We start from the raw sequence: 17128 nt of genomic DNA on the forward strand, positions 1-17128 counted from the left end.
CTCAGATCGTTTGTGATCCCCCGTCTCCGCACGCAAGGACGCATGCACCATGAAGCAGTCTGCTGCCAAGACCCTCGGTGTCGCCGCCCTGGGCGCCGCCGTCGCCGCCATCGGCGCGGGCGCGGCCAACGCGGCCCCGGCCGCCCCGGACGCCGCCCGCACCCTGGACACCGTCACGAAGCTGCTGCCGCCCGCGCAGGTCGTGGACGCGCTGCCCGACAGCGGAGCGGTGAAGACGCTCAAGCCCCTGGCGAAGCGCGGTGTCGCCGCCGCGGTGCCGGCCGCCCGCAAGGGGCTGGTCGCCGCGCAGCCCGTCGCCGAGCGCGCCGTGGCCGAGGGGCCGACCAAGCCGGTCGCCGGCCTGCTCGGCGGACTGCCGGTCAAGGGCCTGCCCACGAAGGGCACGCCGCTCAACGGGATTCCGCTCGGCTGACCCCGGCCGCCGCAGGACACGCGGGGCGCTCCGGCACGTCCGGACGCGCCCCCGTGGTGTGCTCCGACCCCGCGCCGCTCACCGGGCGGGCCCGCGCGTCACCAGGCGGTGCGGGCCTTGTCCTCGGACGGCAGCAGCAGCCACAGCGCTATGTACAGCAGGAACTGCGGGCCCGGCAGCAGGCAGGACACCAGGAAGATCACCCGCATCGTCGTGGCCGACGTACCGAAGCGGCGGGCCAGTCCGGCGCAGACTCCGCCGATCACGCGGCCGTGGGTGGGGCGGGAAAGGGCGGTCATGTCGGCTCCTCCGTCGTCGTCGGCTCGCTCCCGAGCCGGTGGCGGGACCCGGGACCGGGCCCCTCAACTGCCATCAACGGTAGGCGGACGAAGAGGACGAAGCATCACTCTAAGGGGCGATACCGACCCTGGGAATCGTCGGGGTACGTCCCTGAGACAGCTCCTCCGCGATGCCGACCGCCGGCCCGGCCGCGGCCACGGGCTCCCGCTCCGCCCGCCGGCGCAGCCAGGAGCGGCCCGCCGGTACGACGGCCAGGTGGGCCAGCACGACCCCCGCCGTGTTCAGCAGCAACGAGTCGACGTCCACCACCCGGCCCGGCACCCCGGTCTGCAACAGGGCGATGCCCAGGGAGATCAGCGCGCCGGCCGCGGCCGTCCTGAGCAGCGAGACGAGCGGGGAGACGGTGAGTCTGCCGTGCGCCGCCGGCAGCAGCACGCCCAGCGGGGCGAGCAGTCCGAGACCCTCGCCGAGCGGCCGGGCGGCCCCGGGCCAGCCCAGTGCCAGATCGGCCCGGATGCCGGCCAGCGGACGCAGATTCGGGGGCATCACCCAGGGGACGTCCAGGGGGCGCAGCATCAGCCAGGCGACGAGGGCGAGGTGCGTGGCGAGGAGGACACCCCCCGTCACACGGATGCGGTTCGCGGCGCTGCCGCCGATGGAGCCTTGACGCTGCACGCCCCCCTAGACGCGGCCACGGTGCGGAACGGTTCCGGGGTGAAAACGTTTCGCCTCCGCCGCGCCGGCGTTCCGGCCCGGCACACCCGCGGTCACCGGCGTGACCACCACCGTCGGGGAAGACCCGTAGGGGGCCGGGAGGGCACCCGGAGGAGCCGGACAGCCCCGGGGAGGCCGGGCGGACCGCCCCCGCCCGCCCGTGACCTCGCCGGACGACGGCTACCCCGTGACCTCGCTGGCCGGGGGCCGGGTGCCGGCCGGGTGGTCACGGACCTCGTCCGTGCACGCGTACCGCCGCAGCGGACCCGCGTCCGGGCCGCCCAGGATGACCGAGCCGTCGCCCTCCGTGGCCGCCGAGTCGGACAGCGTGCACACCAGCTGGGCCAGGGCCTGGTAGCTCAGGCGCGAGGGCGCCGTGCTCAGCCGGAGCGCGTCCTCGGGGTCCTTCGGGCCGGGCCCGCGCACACCGAGTCCGCCCGGGACGTACGTCGTATAGCCCGCGGAGCGCTCCGCGGCCGACGGGGACGCGGCGAGCTGGTCCAGCAGGCCCTGCGCCACGATCACCCGGCGCCGGGCGTCCGGGGTGCCCTCCGGGACCGGCACCGTGCGGTCCACCGCGACCAGGGACGCCCCGCACAGCAGGAAGACCTGCACCGGCACCCCGCGCGAGGACTGCGTGGACCGGTCCGGCCCGGTCAGCGAGCACGGCACCCGGGACGGCGCCGCCCCGAAGTCGGTCGGCACCTCCGTGGCCCGGATGCCGCAACCGGTGAGCAGCGCGGCGAGGAGGGGCGGTGCCAGCAGGCGTCGTATGTTCATGACCCCTCCTTCCCCGCGCTGTCCCGCTCGGCCTTCGCGTCCTTGCCGCCCGCGCCTTCCTTGCCGTTTCCGCCGTCCCCGCCGTTGCCGTCGTCCTGCTCGGTCAGCGCCGAGGCGTCCCGGGGCAGCCGGAGCGTGAACACCGCGCCGCCCTCGGCGGAGTTGGCGGCGGTGATCTCGCCGCCGTGGATGTGCGCGTTCTCCAGGGCGATGGACAGGCCGAGCCCGCTGCCCTCGGAGCGCGGCCGGGAGGCACTCGCCTTGTAGAAGCGGTCGAAGACGTGCGGCAGGACGTCCTCGGGGATGCCCGGCCCGTGGTCGCGGACCCGGATCTCGACCGACTCCTCCGCCTCCCGCACCGACACCCGCACCGGCGACCCGCCGTGCTTGAGCGCGTTGCCGATCAGATTGGCGAGGATCACGTCCAGCCGGCGCGGGTCCAGCCGGGCGTGGATGCCGCGCTCGGCGTCCAGCTCGACCGCGTCCAGCCAGGCCCGGGCGTCGATGCAGGCGGTGATCTGGTCGGCGACGTCGACGTCGTCCAGGACCAGCCGGGCGGTGCCCGCGTCGAAGCGGGTGACCTCCATCAGGTTCTCGACCAGGTCGTTCAGCCGCCGGGTCTCGCTGACCACCAGACGGACCGCGGGCTCGATCATCGGGTCCATGCTGCCGGTCTCCGCCTCCAGCTCCTCCTCCAGCACCTCCGTGACGGCGGTGATGGCGGTGAGCGGGGTGCGCAGCTCGTGCGACATGTCGGCGACGAACCGGCGGGACGCCTCGTCCCGCGCGGCCATCTCCGCGACCCGCTTCTCCAGCGCCTCGGCCGCGTTGTTGAACGTCCGCGACAGATCGGCGAGTTCGTCGGTGCCGGAGACCCGCAGCCGGGTGTCCAGCCTGCCCTCGCCGAGCCGCCGAGCGGCCACCCCCAGCCGGTGCACCGGCTTCAGCACGGTCGTGGCGGCGGCCTGCGCGAGCAGCGCGGCGCCGATCAGCGCGAGCCCGGTGGCGATGCCCAGCGACCAGGCCAGCGAGTTGAGGTCCTTGGCCTCCGGCTCCAGCGACTTCGCCATGTAGCCGGTCGGACCACCGCCGATGACGCGCGTCCCGGCCACCAGGAACGGCGTGCCGTGGTCCACCACCCGCTGCCAGTACAGGTGGTACGGCTCCTTGTTCTGGTCGGTCACCGGCTGCCGCTCGGTCACGGCCGCGCGCAGCGACGACGGGACGTCCTCCAGCGCGAAGCCGTTGATGCCGCCCGAATTGCCGTACACCGTCTTGCCGTCGGTGTCCGTGGCGACCAGCAGCACGCTGAAGCGCTGGCTGCTGGCCGCCATCTGGCCCGCCGCGCGCTGCAGTTGGTCCTGGCTCGGGTGCTCGGGCAGCGCGCCCGCGCGGTTCTGCATCTCCTGCCGGAAGTCGCGCAGCACCGCGTCCTGGGCGCGGGTGAGCACCGCCTCCCGGTTGAGCCAGTAGGCGATGCCCGACGCCGACACCGCGGCGGTGAGCGCGACCAGCGCGAACACCACCACCAGGCGCAGCCGCAGACTGGTGAACCGCAGCCGCGACAGACTTCCGCCACGCCCCGCGGCCCAGCCGCGCAGCCTCCCTCGCGTACCGGTCACTGAGGGGCGTCCAGGCGGTAGCCGACACCACGGACGGTACGGATCAGCGTCGGGGACGACGGCACGTCCTCGACCTTGGCGCGCAGCCGCTGCACGCACGCGTCGACCAGGCGCGAGTCGCCCAGGTAGTCGTGCTCCCACACCAGCCGCAGCAACTGCTGCCGGGACAGCGCCTGACCGGGCCGCCGGCTCAGCTCCAGCAGCAGCCGCAGCTCGGTCGGGGTCAGCTGGAGGTCCTCGCCGTTCTTCGTGACCGTCATCGCCGAACGGTCGATGACGAGGTTGCCGAAGGTCGCCGAGTCGCTGGACTCGCGCTCGCCGCGCCGCAGCACGGCCCGGATCCGGGCGTCCAGCACCCGGCCCTGCACCGGCTTGACGACGTAGTCGTCGGCGCCCGACTCCAGGCCGACCACCACGTCGATGTCGTCGCTGCGCGCGGTCAGCAGGATGATCGGGAGCTGGTCGGTGCGCCGGATGCGGCGGCAGACCTCGAACCCGTCGATGCCGGGCAGCATCACGTCCAGCACGATCAGGTCCGGCCGCTGCTCGCGCAGCAGCTTCAGACCGTCCTCGCCGCTGGCAGCGGTGGCCACCCGGTGTCCCTGGCGCGTCAGGGAGAGCTCCAGGGCCGTACGGATGGCGTCGTCGTCCTCGATCAGCAACAGGGAAGGCACGGCCTCATTCTGGCCCATGGACGGGGTGTCGTACGACCGGCCCGTACCACTCCTCGCGCACCGCCACGCACAGTGCGCGACAGGTGACCGGCCCGGCCGGGCCCCGCCGGACCCCTGTGACAGGTCTGTGACAGTCGGCGGACACGGCCATGAAGTCGCCCCGGCAGGCTTTTCGTCACGGGCCGGACGGCGAGCCGAGCCGGTCCGGCAAGACCGATTCACCGGAAGTCCACGACGGGGAGCGCGAGATGAACACGCTGCACAGCATCAGCACCAGCGCAGTGGTCACGCGTCTGCACGACGTGCACCGGGGGTCCGAGAAGTCCGGTGCCGTGAGCGGGCGGGGGTGCGCTCGCGGCACCGGGCGTCAGCATCCGGCCTACATGTCGGTGGTTGACGCGCACACGGGGGAGACGCACGGGGGAACCGCGTACGGGGAGGTCCCGGGGGAGCGCCGTTCGCTGTCGGAGGCGGAGTTCACCGCCTACGTCCAGGAGCGCCGCGCCTCCCTGTACGCCACCGCCTACCACCTCACCGGCGACCGGCACGAGGCCGAGGACCTGCTGCAGAGCGCGCTGTTCTCGACCTACCGGGCGTGGGACCGGATCAGCGACAAGGCCGCGGTCGGCGGCTACCTGCGCCGCACCATGACGAACCTGCACATCAGCGCCTGGCGGCGGCGCAAGCTCAACGAGTACCCGACCGAGGAACTGCCGGAGACGCCCGGCGAGACGGACGCGATGCGCGGCACCGAGCTGCGCGCGGTCCTGTGGCAGGCGCTGGCCCGGCTGCCCGAACTGCAGCGCACCATGCTGGTCCTGCGCTACTACGAGGGCCGCACGGACCCGGAGATCGCCGACATCCTCGGCATCAGCGTCGGCACGGTGAAGTCCAGCATCTGGCGCTCGCTGCGCCGCCTGCGCGACGACGAGGTCCTCAGCTTCGGCCGGGACGAAGAGACTGCCTTCGGCGAACTGGTCGCCTGAAGGCAGGGCCACCCGGGGAGTGGCCCGAGGGGGGAACACGGGGGAACGCCGGGGACCACTGGGGGGTGGCCCGCGGAGAACACGGGGGAACACGGGGAGAAACAGGAACGGGACTGGCGGACCGGGGGGACCGGCCAGTCCCGTTTCCCATGCCCGCCACCCGGCGCCTCCGCGCATCCGGTACGACGCTCAGGCCGGCGTCTGCTGCCGCACCTGGCGGCCCGCCGCCGCTGCCGCCAGCCGGCCCAGCGCCTCGTCCCGGTCGCAGCGGTGCGCGCCGAGGGAGACCTGACGGGTGATGATCGACCGCTCCGCGCGCATCAGCCGCCAGCCGCGGCGCAGCAGGAACGGCACCGACTTGCGGCCCTCCTTCAGATCGCGCAGGAAACGCCGCCGGAAGGTGGTGAACGGCCCGCGCGACAGGCACAGCGCGTCCGCCAGCACCCCCAGCTCCCGGCAGCGACCGATGATCTCCGCGGCGAAGATGCCCTCCGCGATGAACAGCGGGGTACGGCCGATGTGCAGCGTCTCCCCGCCGGTACGGGCGCTCAGCGCGATGTCGTACACCGGCACCGGCGTCGACCCCGTGGCGCACAGCCGGGTGATGGCCTCGACCGCGACGTCCGCGTCCCAGGACCGGGGGTGGTCCCAGTCGATGTCCGAACTCCCCTCCACCAGCGGCAGAGTCGGGTCGTCGCCCTCCTTGTAGAAGTCGTCCAGGCGCAGCACGGGAAGCCCGGAACGGGCGGCGACGAGGGATTTGCCCGAGCCCGAGGGGCCGCACAGCAGCACGACACGGGCGGGAGACGGGGGATGAATGCTCACGGAACACCAGTTTGACGCATGCCGGACCGCCTGCCGACCCCTGCGGGTCGGCTTTTGAGCGTGAGCCCCGCCTCAACTACCCTTCGTGCCGACACGATCACCCAGTGCAGCAGAAGGTGGCACCAGCGATGGCCCGACACGCTTCCCCCCAGCACTCCGCCGCCCAGCGCGCCCTGGTCGTCCTCGCCGCCGCCGGGGCGGCCGTGGGCGCGGGGGCGGCCACGGCGTCCGCCGAGACGGTCTCCGGCTCGGGCGTGACCTACCGCGCGCCCGACGCCGGCAGCATCGACCCCGAGGCCGGCCTGCGCGCCCTGACGGGCATCGTCGGCTACGTCACCGGCCCGGTCGCCGGTCTCAAGCCCAACCCGCTGGCGGGCACGGGCGTCGACCCGCTGGACAACGGCGTGGGCACCCAGGTGGCCGACTTCCAGCCGGTCGGCACCCAGGCGCTGACACGCCCGCTGGCCCAGGCCCGGTCCCTGGGCAGCGTGCCCCTGGCCGGCCCGGTCCTCGCGTCTTTGGGGCGCTGAACGCGCCCCGGGACCTCAGTAGGAAGACCCTCCGGCACCCAGCGACCCCGTCGGGTGCCACACCGTCTTCGTCTCCAGGAACGCCGTCATCCGGTCGATGCCGGGCGTCTCGAAGTAGTCCACAGGCTGTGGACGCAGCACCCGCTTGAGGTTGTCGGCCGCCGCGATCTCCAGCTCCTTCGCCAGCGCCTCGTCGGCCCCCGCGAGGTCGATCGCGTTGACGTCCTGGTGCGCGGCCAGGGGCGCCGCGAGTTCCGCCGTACGGCCGGACAGGACGTTGACCACACCGCCCGGGACGTCGGACGTGGCGAGCACCTCGCCCAGGGACAGGGCCGGCAGGGGGGCCTTCTCGGAGGCGATCACGACCGCCGTGTTGCCGGTGGCGATCACCGGGGCCACGACCGACACCAGCCCGAGGAAGGACGACTCCTGCGGCGCCACGACGGCGACCACACCGGTCGGCTCCGGGGAGGACAGGTTGAAGTACGGGCCCGCGACCGGGTTGGCGCCGCCGGTCACCTGGGCGATCTTGTCGGTCCAGCCCGCGTACCAGACCCAGCGGTCGATCGTCGCGTCCACGACGGCCGCCGCCTTCGACTTCGACAGGCCCTCCGCGTCGGCCACCTCGCGCGCGAACTGCTCGCGCCGGCCCTCCAGCATCTCCGCGACGCGGTACAGGACCTGGCCGCGGTTGTAGGCGGTCGCGCCGGACCAGCCGCCGAACGCCTTGCGCGCGGCGACCACCGCGTCCCGGGCGTCCTTGCGGGAGGAAAGGGGGGCGTTGGCCAGCCAGTTGTTCTTCGAGTCCGTCACCTCGTACACCCGGCCGCTCTCGGAACGCGGGAACTTCCCGCCGACGTACAGCTTGTAGGTCTTGAAGACACTCAAACGGTCAGACATCGAGGTACGCCTCCAGGCCGTGGCGGCCGCCCTCGCGGCCGAAGCCCGACTCCTTGTAACCGCCGAACGGCGAGGTCGGGTCGAACTTGTTGAACGTGTTGGACCAGACGACACCGGCGCGCAGCTTGTTCGCGACGGCCAGGATGCGCGAGCCCTTCTCGGACCAGATGCCGGCCGACAGGCCGTACTGGGTGTTGTTGGCCTTGGCGACGGCCTCGTCGGGCGTACGGAAGGTGAGGACCGACAGCACCGGGCCGAAGATCTCCTCGCGGGCGATGGTGTGCGCCTGGGTGACGTTCGTGAACAGCGTCGGGGCGAACCAGTAGCCGGAGGCGGGCAGTTCACAGGCCGGGGACCAGCGCTCGGCGCCCTCCGCCTCGCCCCGCTCGGCCAGCGCGGTGATCCGGGCCAGCTGCTCGGCGGAGTTGATCGCGCCGATGTCGGTGTTCTTGTCCAGCGGATCGCCGAGGCGGAGCGTGGACAGCCGGCGCTTGAGGGCGTCCAGCAGCTCCTCCTGGACCGACTCCTGCACCAGCAGGCGGGAGCCCGCGCAGCAGACCTGGCCCTGGTTGAAGAAGATGCCGTTCACGATGCCCTCGACGGCCTGGTCCAGCGGCGCGTCGTCGAAGACGATGTTGGCGCCCTTGCCGCCCAGTTCGAGCGTCAGCTTCTTCGCCGTGCCGGCGACCGTGCGGGCGATCTCCTTGCCGACGGCCGTGGAACCGGTGAACGCCACCTTGTTCACGTCCGGGTGGGCGACCAGCGCGGCGCCCGTCCGGCCGTCACCGGTCACGATGTTGACCACACCCTTGGGCAGGCCGGCCTGGCGGCAGATGTCCGCGAAGAACAGGGCCGACAGCGGGGTGGTCTCGGCCGGCTTCAGGACGACCGTGTTGCCGGTCGCCAGCGCCGGGGCGATCTTCCACGCCAGCATCAGGAGGGGGAAGTTCCAGGGGATGACCTGGCCCGCGACGCCCAGCGGCCGCGGGTCGGCGCCGAAGCCGGCGTGGTCGAGCTTGTCGGCCCAGCCCGCGTAGTAGAAGAAGTGCGCGGCGACCAGCGGGAGGTCCGCGTCGCGGGTCTCCTTGATCGGCTTGCCGTTGTCCAGCGTCTCCAGGACGGCCAGCTCGCGGCTGCGCTCCTGGATGATGCGGGCGATGCGGAACAGGTACTTGGCGCGCTCGGAGCCGGGCAGCGCCGACCACTTCTCGAACGCCTTGCGGGCGGCCTTGACCGCGCGGTCTACGTCCTCGGCACCGGCCTGGGCGACCTCGGAGAGGACCTCCTCCGTCGAGGGGGAGACCGACTTGAAGACCTTGCCGTCGGCGGCCTCGGTGAACTCGCCGTCGATGAACAGGCCGTACGAGGGAGCGATGTCGACGACCGAGCGGGACTCGGGCGCGGGCGCGTACTCGAATGCGGATGCCATGTTTCAGTCCACCGTTACGTAGTCGGGGCCGGAGTAGCGGCCCGTGGCCAGCTTCTGGCGCTGCATCAGCAGGTCGTTGAGGAGCGAGGAGGCGCCGAAGCGGAACCAGTGGTTGTCCAGCCAGTCCGCGCCCGCGGTCTCGTTGACCAGCACCAGGAACTTGATCGCGTCCTTGCTGGTGCGGATGCCGCCGGCCGGCTTCACACCGACCTGGACGCCGGTCTGCGCCCGGAAGTCGCGCACCGCCTCCAGCATGAGCAGGGTGTTCGCGGGGGTGGCGTTGACGGCCACCTTGCCGGTGGAGGTCTTGATGAAGTCGGCGCCGGCCAGCATGCCGAGCCAGGAGGCGCGGCGGATGTTGTCGTACGTCGACAGCTCGCCGGTCTCGAAGATGACCTTCAGCCGGGCGCTCGTCCCGCAGGCCTCCTTCACGGCGACGATCTCGTCGTACACCTTCAGGTACCGGCCGGCCAGGAAGGCGCCCCGGTCGATGACCATGTCGATCTCGTCGGCGCCGGCGGCGACGGCCTCGCGCACGTCGGCCAGCTTCACGTCGAGCGCGGCCCGGCCGGCCGGGAAGGCGGTGGCCACCGAGGCGACCTTCACGCCGGAGCCGGCGACGGCCTCCTTGGCGACGGCCACCATGTCGGGATAGACGCAGACCGCGGCCGTCGTGGGGGTCGTACGGTCCGTGGGGTCGGGGTGGACCGCCTTGGCGCCGAGCGCCCGGACCTTGCCCGGGGTGTCCGCGCCTTCCAGCGTCGTCAGGTCGACCATCGAGATGGCGAGGTCGATGGCGTACGCCTTCGCGGTGGTCTTGATGGAGCGGGTGCCGAGGGACGCGGCGCGCGCCTCCAGGCCGACCGCGTCGACGCCGGGGAGCCCGTGCAGGAAGCGGCGCAGCGTGCTGTCGGACGCGGCGACGTCCGAGAGAACGTGGGCTGAGGATGCGGTAGTGGGCATGGTCACCAGACGAGCATATCTACGCGCGTAGCGGATGTATAGCCCCGGGACGGCGGACAGGGGGGGCGGGGCTGCCGCACGCGGGAGCGGCGGCTGTCACATGGGGACAGCGGAGCCTGCTGCACGGACACGGCGGAGCCTGCCGTACGGGTGACGGCGAGGGCCGGACCGGTCGCGTGAGGTGCGGGGCGTGCGGTTCCCGGCGGGTCGGGCCCGGTGGGCGGGCCGGTGGTGTCCGGGTGGGGGCTGGGGCCCGCCGTGGGCGTGGGGCAGAATCGGCCCATGACCACCCCGGACCACCCGTCACCCGCGTCACAGCCTCCGGTGCCCGCCGGCAAGGACCGGATCTACCGCTCACCCCTGGGGCTGGCGGGGGGCGCGCTGCTGCTCCTGGTCGTGCTCTGGCTGGGCTTCGACGCGCTGTTCAAGGGCGACGGCCGCACCCCCTGGCTGGCGCTGGCCGGCCTGATCCTGGTCGTGCCGCTGATCCTCGCCTTCACGCTCCGCCCGGCGGTCTTCGCCAACGAGGAGCGGCTGCGCGTACGCAACCCGTTCCGGGTGATCAGCCTGCCCTGGGGCGAGGTCGCCGGCCTGCGCTCCGGCTACACCAACGAGGTCCTCGCCAAGTCCGGCGGCAAGTACCAGCTGTGGGCGATCCCGGTCTCGCTGCGCGCCCGCAAGAAGGCGGCCCGCCGGCAGCAGCGGGCGGCGGACGCGGCCCGGGGCGGGACGCCGGGCGGCCGGGGCGGGCTCGGGCCGAGCGGCCTGGGCCTCGGCGGGTTCGCGCTGCGCGGCCCGGACACCGGGCCGGCCCGCGCCGACACCGACAAGGTGATGGACGACCTGCGCGAACTCCTGGACCAGCACGGCACGGCCGAGCCCGCCCAGGGTGAGGTCGGCGTGCGGTGGGCCTACGAGGTGGTGGCGCCGGCGCTGGCGGGGGCGGTACTGCTGGCGATCCTGCTGGCGACCGGCTGAGCGAACCGGTTCGGCCGCACTTCCCGTTCCGGTCCACCGGGACACGACTGAGGGCGCCCATGGTCGGCAGACAGGGGCGCCCTCAGGTGTGCGGGGCTCAGATGCCGGCGGCCGCCGACAGGTCACGCTTGACCGCTGCCAGCAGTTCGGCCGCGCGGGTGCGGGCGGCCGGCAGGGCGGACGGGGCGGAGACCGGGACGACGACCTCCAGGTAGCACTTCAGCTTCGGCTCGGTGCCGCTGGGGCGGACGACGACCCGGGCGCCGTCCAGGGTGTAGCGCAGGCCGTCGGTGGGCGGGAGCTCGGCGGTGCCCCGCGTCAGGTCCTCGGCGTTCGTGATGGGGAGGCCGGCCAGTGCGGTCGGGGGATGCTCGCGCAGCCGGCGCATCGCGTCCGCGATCAGCGACAGGTCCTGGACCCGCACCGACAGCTGGTCGGTGGCGTGCAGGCCGTGCTCCACGGCGAGGTCGTCGAGGAGGTCGAGGAGGGTGCGGCCCTCCTCCTTCAGCACCGACGCCAGCTCGGTGATCAGCAGCGCGGCGGTGATGCCGTCCTTGTCGCGCACGCCCTCGGGGTCCACGCAGTAGCCGAGGGCCTCCTCGTAGCCGTAGCGCAGGCCGTCGACGCGGGCGATCCACTTGAAGCCGGTCAGGGTCTCCTCGTACGGCAGCCCCGCCTTGCCGGCGATCCGGCCGAGCAGGGAGGAGGAGACGATCGACTCCGCGAACGTGCCGGTCACGCCGCGGCGGACCAGGTGGGCGGCGAGCAGGGCGCCGACCTCGTCGCCGCGCAGCATCCGCCAGTCGGTGCCGTCCTTGACGGCCACCGCGCAGCGGTCGGCGTCGGGGTCGTTGGCGATGACCAGGTCCGGGTCGGTGTCCCGGGCCCGGGCGAACGCCAGGTCCATCGCGCCCGGCTCCTCCGGGTTCGGGAAGGCGACCGTCGGGAAGTCCGGGTCCGGCTCGGCCTGCTCGGCGACCAGCACCGGCTCGGGGAACCCGGCCCGGGCGAAGGCGGCCAGCAGCACGTCCTTGCCGACACCGTGCATGGCCGTGTAGACCGTGCGGGCGGTACGCGGTGAGCCCGCCGCGAGGACGGCGTCCGTACGGGCCAGATAGGCGTCCAGGACCGAGTCGTCCAGGATCTCCCAGCCGGCGTCCGGGCGCGGTACGTCGTGCAGGGAGGCGATGGCGTCGATCTCGGCGGCGATCTCCGCGTCCGCGGGCGGCACGATCTGGGAGCCGTCGCCCAGGTAGACCTTGTAGCCGTTGTCCCGGGGCGGGTTGTGGCTGGCGGTGACCTCCACGCCGGCCACCGCGCCGAGGTGGCGGATCGCGAAGGCCAGCACGGGGGTGGGCAGCGGGCGGGGGAGTACGGCGGCACGCAGACCGGCGCCGGTCATCACGGCCGCGGTGTCCCGGGCGAAGTCGGCCGACTTGTGCCGGGCGTCGTAGCCGATGACCACGAGGCCGTCGCCCTGCCCCTGCTTCCTCAGGTACGCGGCGAGGCCGGCGGCGGCGCGGATGACGACGCTGCGGTTCATGCGCATGGGGCCGGCGCCGAGTTCGCCGCGCAGACCCGCCGTGCCGAACTGGAGCGTGCCGCCGAAGCGGTCCGACAGCTCCGCCGTGTCACCGGCGTCGATCAGCTTGGCCAGTTCGTCGCGGGTCTCCGTGTCCGGGTCCTCGGCGAGCCATGCCTTGGCCCGGGCGATGAGATCGTCGTGCACCTTGGGATCAACCTCTCCTAGTCGTCGCTGGGGGCTGTGCCCCCGAACCCCCGTTCGCCCGCCTGTCCGGAACCGCCGGACGGGAGGCGGGCGCGACGAGGGCCCCGTCACCGGCGCCGTGGCGCCCGCGTCCGCTTACAGCTTGCCCAGCACCTGGGCCAGCAGCGAGCCCATCCGGGCCGCCGAGTCACGGCCGGCCTGGAGGACCTCCTCGTGGTTGAGGGGCTCGCCGGTCATGCCCGCGGCCAGGTTGGTGACCAGGGAGATGCCCAGCACCTCGGCGCCCGCCTCGCGCGCGGCGATGGCCTCCAGGACGGTGGACATGCCGACCAGGTCCGCGCCGATGACGCGGGCCATGCGGATCTCGGCCGGGGTCTCGTAGTGCGGGCCGGGGAACTGGGCGTAGACGCCCTCCTCCAGCGTGGGGTCGATCTCCTTGCACAGGGCGCGCAGGCGCGGCGAGTACAGGTCCGTCAGGTCGACGAAGTTCGCGCCGACGATCGGGGACGTCGCCGTGAGGTTGATGTGGTCGCTGATCAGCACCGGCTGGCCGGGGCGCATGCCCTCGCGCAGACCGCCGCAGCCGTTGGTGAGCACCACGGTCTTGCAGCCGGCCGCGACCGCCGTGCGCACGCCGTGCGCGACCGCCGCGACGCCACGGCCCTCGTAGTAGTGGGTGCGGCCCAGGAAGACCAGGGCGCGCTTGTCACCGAAGGAGTACGAGCGGATCTTGCCGCCGTGCCCCTCGACGGCCGGCGGCGGGAAGCCGGGCAGCTCGGTGACCTGGAACTCGGCGTCGGGGGCGCCCAGCGCGTCGACGGCCGGAGCCCAGCCGGAGCCCATCACGAGGGCGACGTCGTGGGTCTCGGCGCCGGTGAGGGCGCGCAGGCGCGCGGCGGCGGCGTCGGCGGCGGCGTAGGGGTCGCCCTGGATGTCGTCCGGAAGAAGAGATGCGTTCACGCCGACGAGGGTAGCCGCTCTTCGCCTACGCGCGTAGATGACAGAGCACACGGGATTGCGTTCGTTGCCTTGTCGTTTTCCACAAAGAGCGGGCGAAACGGGAGGTAAGGGGCGGATTGCCGGTCTCAGCAGGGGCGCTTGCGGAGTTCCATCACATAGTCGTGCGGGGCGCCCGCCGACTCCGCCGCGTCGGCGATCTCGCCCAGATAGCGCGCCGACGGCAGCCCGCCCTCGTAGCCGTTGAGGACGTACGCCCAGGCCGGCTCCTCACCGTCGAGGGTGTGCGCGCGCACCCGGACCCGGCGGTACAGGTCCAGCCCCACCCCTTCCCACCGGTCGAGCGACTCCTCGTCCATCGGCGCGATGTCGTACAGGCCGACGAACACCTGGGCCAGCGGGTCCTCGACGATCGTCGCCAGCGCGCCCTCCCAGCCGAGCTGCTCGCCGCCGAAGGTCAGCCGCCAGCCGTTCAGCCAGCCGGTGGCGCGCAGCGGGGAGTGCGGGGCGCGGCGGGACATCAGACGCGCGTCGAGGTTGCCGGCGTAGGCGGCATAGAGCGACATGGGGAGAGGGTACGGCAGACGTCCCGGGCGCCCCGCGCGTCACAGGAGCGACCCGGCGGCGCCCCCGGGCAGTAGCACCTTGAAGCGTGCGGGACAATGGAGTACGTGACTCGGATCGTGATCATCGGTGGCGGACCCGGCGGATACGAGGCGGCCTTGGTGGCCGCCCAGCTCGGCGCGGAGGTGACCGTCGTCGACTGCGACGGTCTGGGCGGAGCGTCGGTGCTGACCGACTGCGTGCCGTCGAAGACCCTTATCGCTACGGCCGAGGTGATGACCACCTTCGACTCCTCCTACGAGGAGCTGGGGATCATCGTGGCCGACGACACCCCGCCGCTGGAGCGGTCGGCCCGGGTGGTCGGGGTGGACCTCGGCAAGGTCAACCGCCGGGTGAAGCGCCTCGCGCTCGCCCAGTCCCACGACATCACCGCGTCCGTCACGCGCGCCGGCGCCCGGGTCATGCGCGGGCGCGGCCGGCTGGAGGGCATGCAGGCCCTGGACGGGTCCCGCAAGGTCGTCGTCACCGCCGCCGACGGCACCGAGGAGACCCTCACCGCCGACGCCGTCCTCATCGCCACCGGCGGCCACCCCCGCGAGCTGCCCGACGCCCGCCCCGACGGCGAGCGCATCCTGAACTGGACCCAGGTCTACGACCTCACCGAGCTGCCGGAAGAGCTGATCGTGGTCGGCTCCGGCGTCACCGGCGCCGAGTTCGCCGGCGCCTACCAGGCCCTCGGCTCCAAGGTCACCCTGGTCTCCTCCCGCGACCGCGTGCTGCCCGGCGAGGACCCGGACGCCGCCGCCGTGCTGGAGGACGTCTTCCGGCGCCGCGGCATGAACGTCATGGCCCGCTCCCGCGCGCAGTCCGCCAAGCGCGTCGGCGACCGGGTCGAGGTGGCGCTGGCCGACGGCCGGGTCATCACCGGCACGCACTGCCTGATGGCCGTCGGTGCCATCCCGAACAGCGCGGGCCTGGGCCTGGAGGAGGCCGGCGTCAAACTGCGCGAGTCCGGGCACATCTGGACCGACAAGGTCTCGCGCACCACCGCCCCCGGCGTCTACGCGGCCGGCGACGTGACCGGCGTCTTCGCCCTCGCCTCCGTGGCCGCCATGCAGGGACGGATCGCCATGTACCACTTCCTGGGCGACGCGGTGGCCCCGCTGGACCTGAAGTCGGTCTCCTCCAACGTCTTCACGGACCCCGAGATCGCGACCGTCGGCTACACGCAGGCGGACGTGGACGCGGGCAAGATCGACGCGCGCGTGGTCAAGCTGCCGCTGCTGCGCAACCCGCGCGCCAAGATGCAGGGCATCCGGGACGGCTTCGTGAAGATCTTCTCCCGGCCGGGCACGGGGATCGTCGTCGGCGGTGTCGTGGTGGCGCCGCGCGCCTCGGAACTGATCCACCCCATCTCGATCGCCGTCGACAACAATATGACGGTCGAACAGATCGCGAACGCCTTCACCGTGTATCCCTCCCTTTCGGGGTCGATCGCGGAGGTCGCCCGGCAGCTGCACACCCGCAGGGCGAGCGCGGAGGGCTGACGGCTCCAGCCGGATTCCCGCTGGTCACGCGGGCCTGGGGCGCCGACGGGTGGCGAAACCGCCCCGATCGGCGCCCTATACCACTTCGCGTCCCACACTGCGAACAACTTCTGCTATTCGCCGCAAACTGCTGAAACCAGACGGTCGCTGGGGTTACTGTCAGTTTCGTGTTCGCTGCTGAACGTCGCCAATTGATCCTCGAAATGGTGCGAGCGAACGGTGCCGTGTCGCTCCGTGAGCTCGCCCGCGTCGTCCAGACCTCCGAAGTGACCGTACGGCGGGACGTGCGCGCGCTGGAGGCAGAAGGACTCCTCGACCGCCGCCACGGCGGTGCGGTACTGCCGGGCGGGTTCACGCGGGAGTCCGGCTTCCCGCAGAAGTCGCACCTCGCGACGGCCGAGAAGACGGCCATCGCCGACCTCGCCGCGAGCCTCGTCGACGAGGGCGAGGCCATCGTGGTCGGAGCGGGTACGACCACGCAGGAACTGGCCCGCCGCCTCGCGCGCGTGCCGGGCCTGACGGTCGTCACCAACTCCCTCCTGGTGGCCCAGGCCCTCGCCCACGCCAACCGGGTGGAGGTCGTGATGACCGGGGGCACCCTGCGCGGCTCCAACTACGCCCTCGTCGGCTCCGGCGCCGAGCAGTCCCTCCAAGGCCTGCGCGTCTCCAAGGCCTTCCTCTCCGGAAGCGGTCTGACCGCCGAACGGGGCCTGTCCACCTCCAACATGCTCTCGGCATCCGTCGACCGGGCCCTCGTCCAGGCCGCCGCGGAGGTCGTGGTCCTCGCCGACCACACCAAGCTGGGCACGGACACGATGTTCCAGACCGTGCCGACGGACCTGATCACCCGCCTGGTCACCGACGAGCCCCCGCCCCACGACGACCGCTCGGTCACCGAACTGCAGGCCCTCGCCGACCAGGGCGTCCAGATCGCCGTTGCGGGGGCGAGCGGAAACCCGGGGGGTGACCAGGTCCCGGCGGGCCGCCGCACCTCCCTGCCGGGACCCCGCAGAAGCCACGTACCGGGCGCCTCCCCCCTCCGCTCCGCCACGGCCCTGCCCGAACCGACCCCCGCCGAACGCGGACGCGTGGCGGATCTACGGCGACGCTGACCGGTAGGCCGAAGCGCCCGGCCCGTACGGTACGGACGGCGAAGAGCCCCGGAACGCGGCCGGCCCCCGGCGACGTGCGCCAGGG

18 protein-coding genes are annotated in these 17128 nt (G+C 73.0%); 6 read left to right on the plus strand and 12 right to left on the minus strand.

The genetic code is table 11. From position 1 onward, the window contains the following. Positions 1 to 49 precede the first annotated feature (49 nt). Positions 50 to 433, plus strand: coding sequence for a hypothetical protein (locus tag HB370_RS24990; protein WP_030789623.1), 384 nt, complete (start codon positions 50 to 52; stop codon positions 431 to 433). Positions 434 to 531: 98 nt separating this feature from the next. On the opposite strand, the gene HB370_RS24995 is transcribed toward HB370_RS24990, so the two are convergent. The 5 genes from HB370_RS24995 to afsQ1 all read right to left on the minus strand — a co-directional run bounded on the left by HB370_RS24995 (position 532) and on the right by afsQ1 (position 4523). Continuing rightward, positions 532 to 732 (minus strand): PspC domain-containing protein, encoded by a 201-nt coding sequence (locus HB370_RS24995; RefSeq protein WP_014674578.1) that lies wholly within the window; start codon positions 730 to 732, stop codon positions 532 to 534. A 109-nt stretch (positions 733 to 841) separates the two neighbouring features. Then, a complete protein-coding gene (locus tag HB370_RS25000) occupies positions 842 to 1408 on the minus strand; it encodes a VanZ family protein (RefSeq protein WP_030789627.1) in 567 nt (188 codons plus the stop codon). 219 nt (positions 1409 to 1627) lie between these two features. Beyond that, the gene (locus tag HB370_RS25005) at positions 1628 to 2227 is read right to left on the minus strand and encodes a hypothetical protein (protein ID WP_030789630.1); all 600 of its coding nucleotides are present in this window, start codon (positions 2225 to 2227) and stop codon (positions 1628 to 1630) included. After that, a complete protein-coding gene (locus HB370_RS25010; protein WP_244406049.1) occupies positions 2224 to 3828 on the minus strand; it encodes a HAMP domain-containing sensor histidine kinase in 1605 nt (534 codons plus the stop codon). The genes HB370_RS25005 and HB370_RS25010 overlap by 4 nt, the downstream gene beginning before the upstream one ends. Positions 3829 to 3845: 17 nt before the next feature. Next, positions 3846 to 4523 carry a two-component system response regulator AfsQ1 gene (gene afsQ1 / locus HB370_RS25015; RefSeq protein WP_106980762.1) on the minus strand — a complete coding sequence of 226 codons (678 nt, stop codon included), beginning with the start codon at positions 4521 to 4523 and terminating at the stop codon, positions 3846 to 3848. Between the two features lie 248 nt (positions 4524 to 4771). Here afsQ1 and HB370_RS25020 point away from each other — a divergent pair, with 248 nt between their 5' ends. Further along, entirely contained in the window at positions 4772 to 5509 is a 738-nt protein-coding gene (locus HB370_RS25020; protein ID WP_030789636.1) for a SigE family RNA polymerase sigma factor, read from the plus strand. Positions 5510 to 5698: 189 nt separating this feature from the next. Here the strand turns inward: HB370_RS25020 and HB370_RS25025 are convergent, their stop codons facing one another. Next, positions 5699 to 6301 (minus strand): uridine kinase, encoded by a 603-nt coding sequence (locus tag HB370_RS25025; RefSeq protein ID WP_030789640.1) that lies wholly within the window; start codon positions 6299 to 6301, stop codon positions 5699 to 5701. 161 nt (positions 6302 to 6462) lie between these two features. Here HB370_RS25025 and HB370_RS25030 point away from each other — a divergent pair, with 161 nt between their 5' ends. Then, complete coding sequence (locus tag HB370_RS25030; RefSeq protein ID WP_030789643.1) at positions 6463 to 6864, plus strand: hypothetical protein; 402 nt, start codon at positions 6463 to 6465, stop codon at positions 6862 to 6864. Positions 6865 to 6879: 15 nt separating this feature from the next. Here the strand turns inward: HB370_RS25030 and HB370_RS25035 are convergent, their stop codons facing one another. Genes HB370_RS25035 through deoC form a run of 3 tightly spaced genes read right to left on the minus strand, consistent with a single transcriptional unit; the run spans position 6880 to position 10156 of the window. Continuing rightward, positions 6880 to 7764, minus strand: a complete 885-nt coding sequence (locus HB370_RS25035; protein ID WP_030789646.1) for an aldehyde dehydrogenase family protein — start codon at positions 7762 to 7764, stop codon at positions 6880 to 6882. Continuing rightward, the gene (locus HB370_RS25040) at positions 7757 to 9193 is read right to left on the minus strand and encodes an aldehyde dehydrogenase family protein (RefSeq protein WP_030789649.1); all 1437 of its coding nucleotides are present in this window, start codon (positions 9191 to 9193) and stop codon (positions 7757 to 7759) included. Before HB370_RS25040 ends, HB370_RS25035 begins: the two co-directional genes overlap by 8 nt. 3 nt (positions 9194 to 9196) lie before the next feature. Continuing rightward, complete coding sequence (gene deoC / locus HB370_RS25045) at positions 9197 to 10156, minus strand: deoxyribose-phosphate aldolase (protein ID WP_030789653.1); 960 nt, start codon at positions 10154 to 10156, stop codon at positions 9197 to 9199. Between the two features lie 282 nt (positions 10157 to 10438). Here deoC and HB370_RS25050 point away from each other — a divergent pair, with 282 nt between their 5' ends. After that, on the plus strand, positions 10439 to 11134 hold the full coding sequence (locus tag HB370_RS25050) for a PH domain-containing protein (protein ID WP_030789656.1): 696 nt from the start codon (positions 10439 to 10441) through the stop codon (positions 11132 to 11134). A 97-nt stretch (positions 11135 to 11231) separates the two neighbouring features. Here HB370_RS25050 and HB370_RS25055 read toward each other — a convergent pair whose 3' ends face one another. From HB370_RS25055 to HB370_RS25065, 3 genes are all read right to left on the minus strand, one after another. Continuing rightward, the gene (locus HB370_RS25055) at positions 11232 to 12863 is read right to left on the minus strand and encodes a phospho-sugar mutase (protein ID WP_030789658.1); all 1632 of its coding nucleotides are present in this window, start codon (positions 12861 to 12863) and stop codon (positions 11232 to 11234) included. A 135-nt stretch (positions 12864 to 12998) separates the two neighbouring features. Continuing rightward, a complete protein-coding gene (locus HB370_RS25060) occupies positions 12999 to 13823 on the minus strand; it encodes a purine-nucleoside phosphorylase (protein ID WP_030789661.1) in 825 nt (274 codons plus the stop codon). Between the two features lie 125 nt (positions 13824 to 13948). Continuing rightward, positions 13949 to 14386 carry a gamma-glutamylcyclotransferase gene (locus tag HB370_RS25065; protein WP_030789665.1) on the minus strand — a complete coding sequence of 146 codons (438 nt, stop codon included), beginning with the start codon at positions 14384 to 14386 and terminating at the stop codon, positions 13949 to 13951. A gap of 96 nt (positions 14387 to 14482) precedes the next feature. On the opposite strand from HB370_RS25065, the gene HB370_RS25070 reads away from it, so the two are divergent. Next, entirely contained in the window at positions 14483 to 15931 is a 1449-nt protein-coding gene (locus HB370_RS25070; protein WP_030789669.1) for an NAD(P)H-quinone dehydrogenase, read from the plus strand. Between the two features lie 191 nt (positions 15932 to 16122). Next, the gene (locus tag HB370_RS25075) at positions 16123 to 17043 is read left to right on the plus strand and encodes a DeoR/GlpR family DNA-binding transcription regulator (RefSeq protein ID WP_280117753.1); all 921 of its coding nucleotides are present in this window, start codon (positions 16123 to 16125) and stop codon (positions 17041 to 17043) included. Positions 17044 to 17128: the final 85 nt, after the last annotated feature.

It is taken from the genome of Streptomyces sp. DSM 40868, assembly GCF_011820545.1.
Lineage (GTDB): Bacteria > Actinomycetota > Actinomycetes > Streptomycetales > Streptomycetaceae > Streptomyces > Streptomyces eurythermus.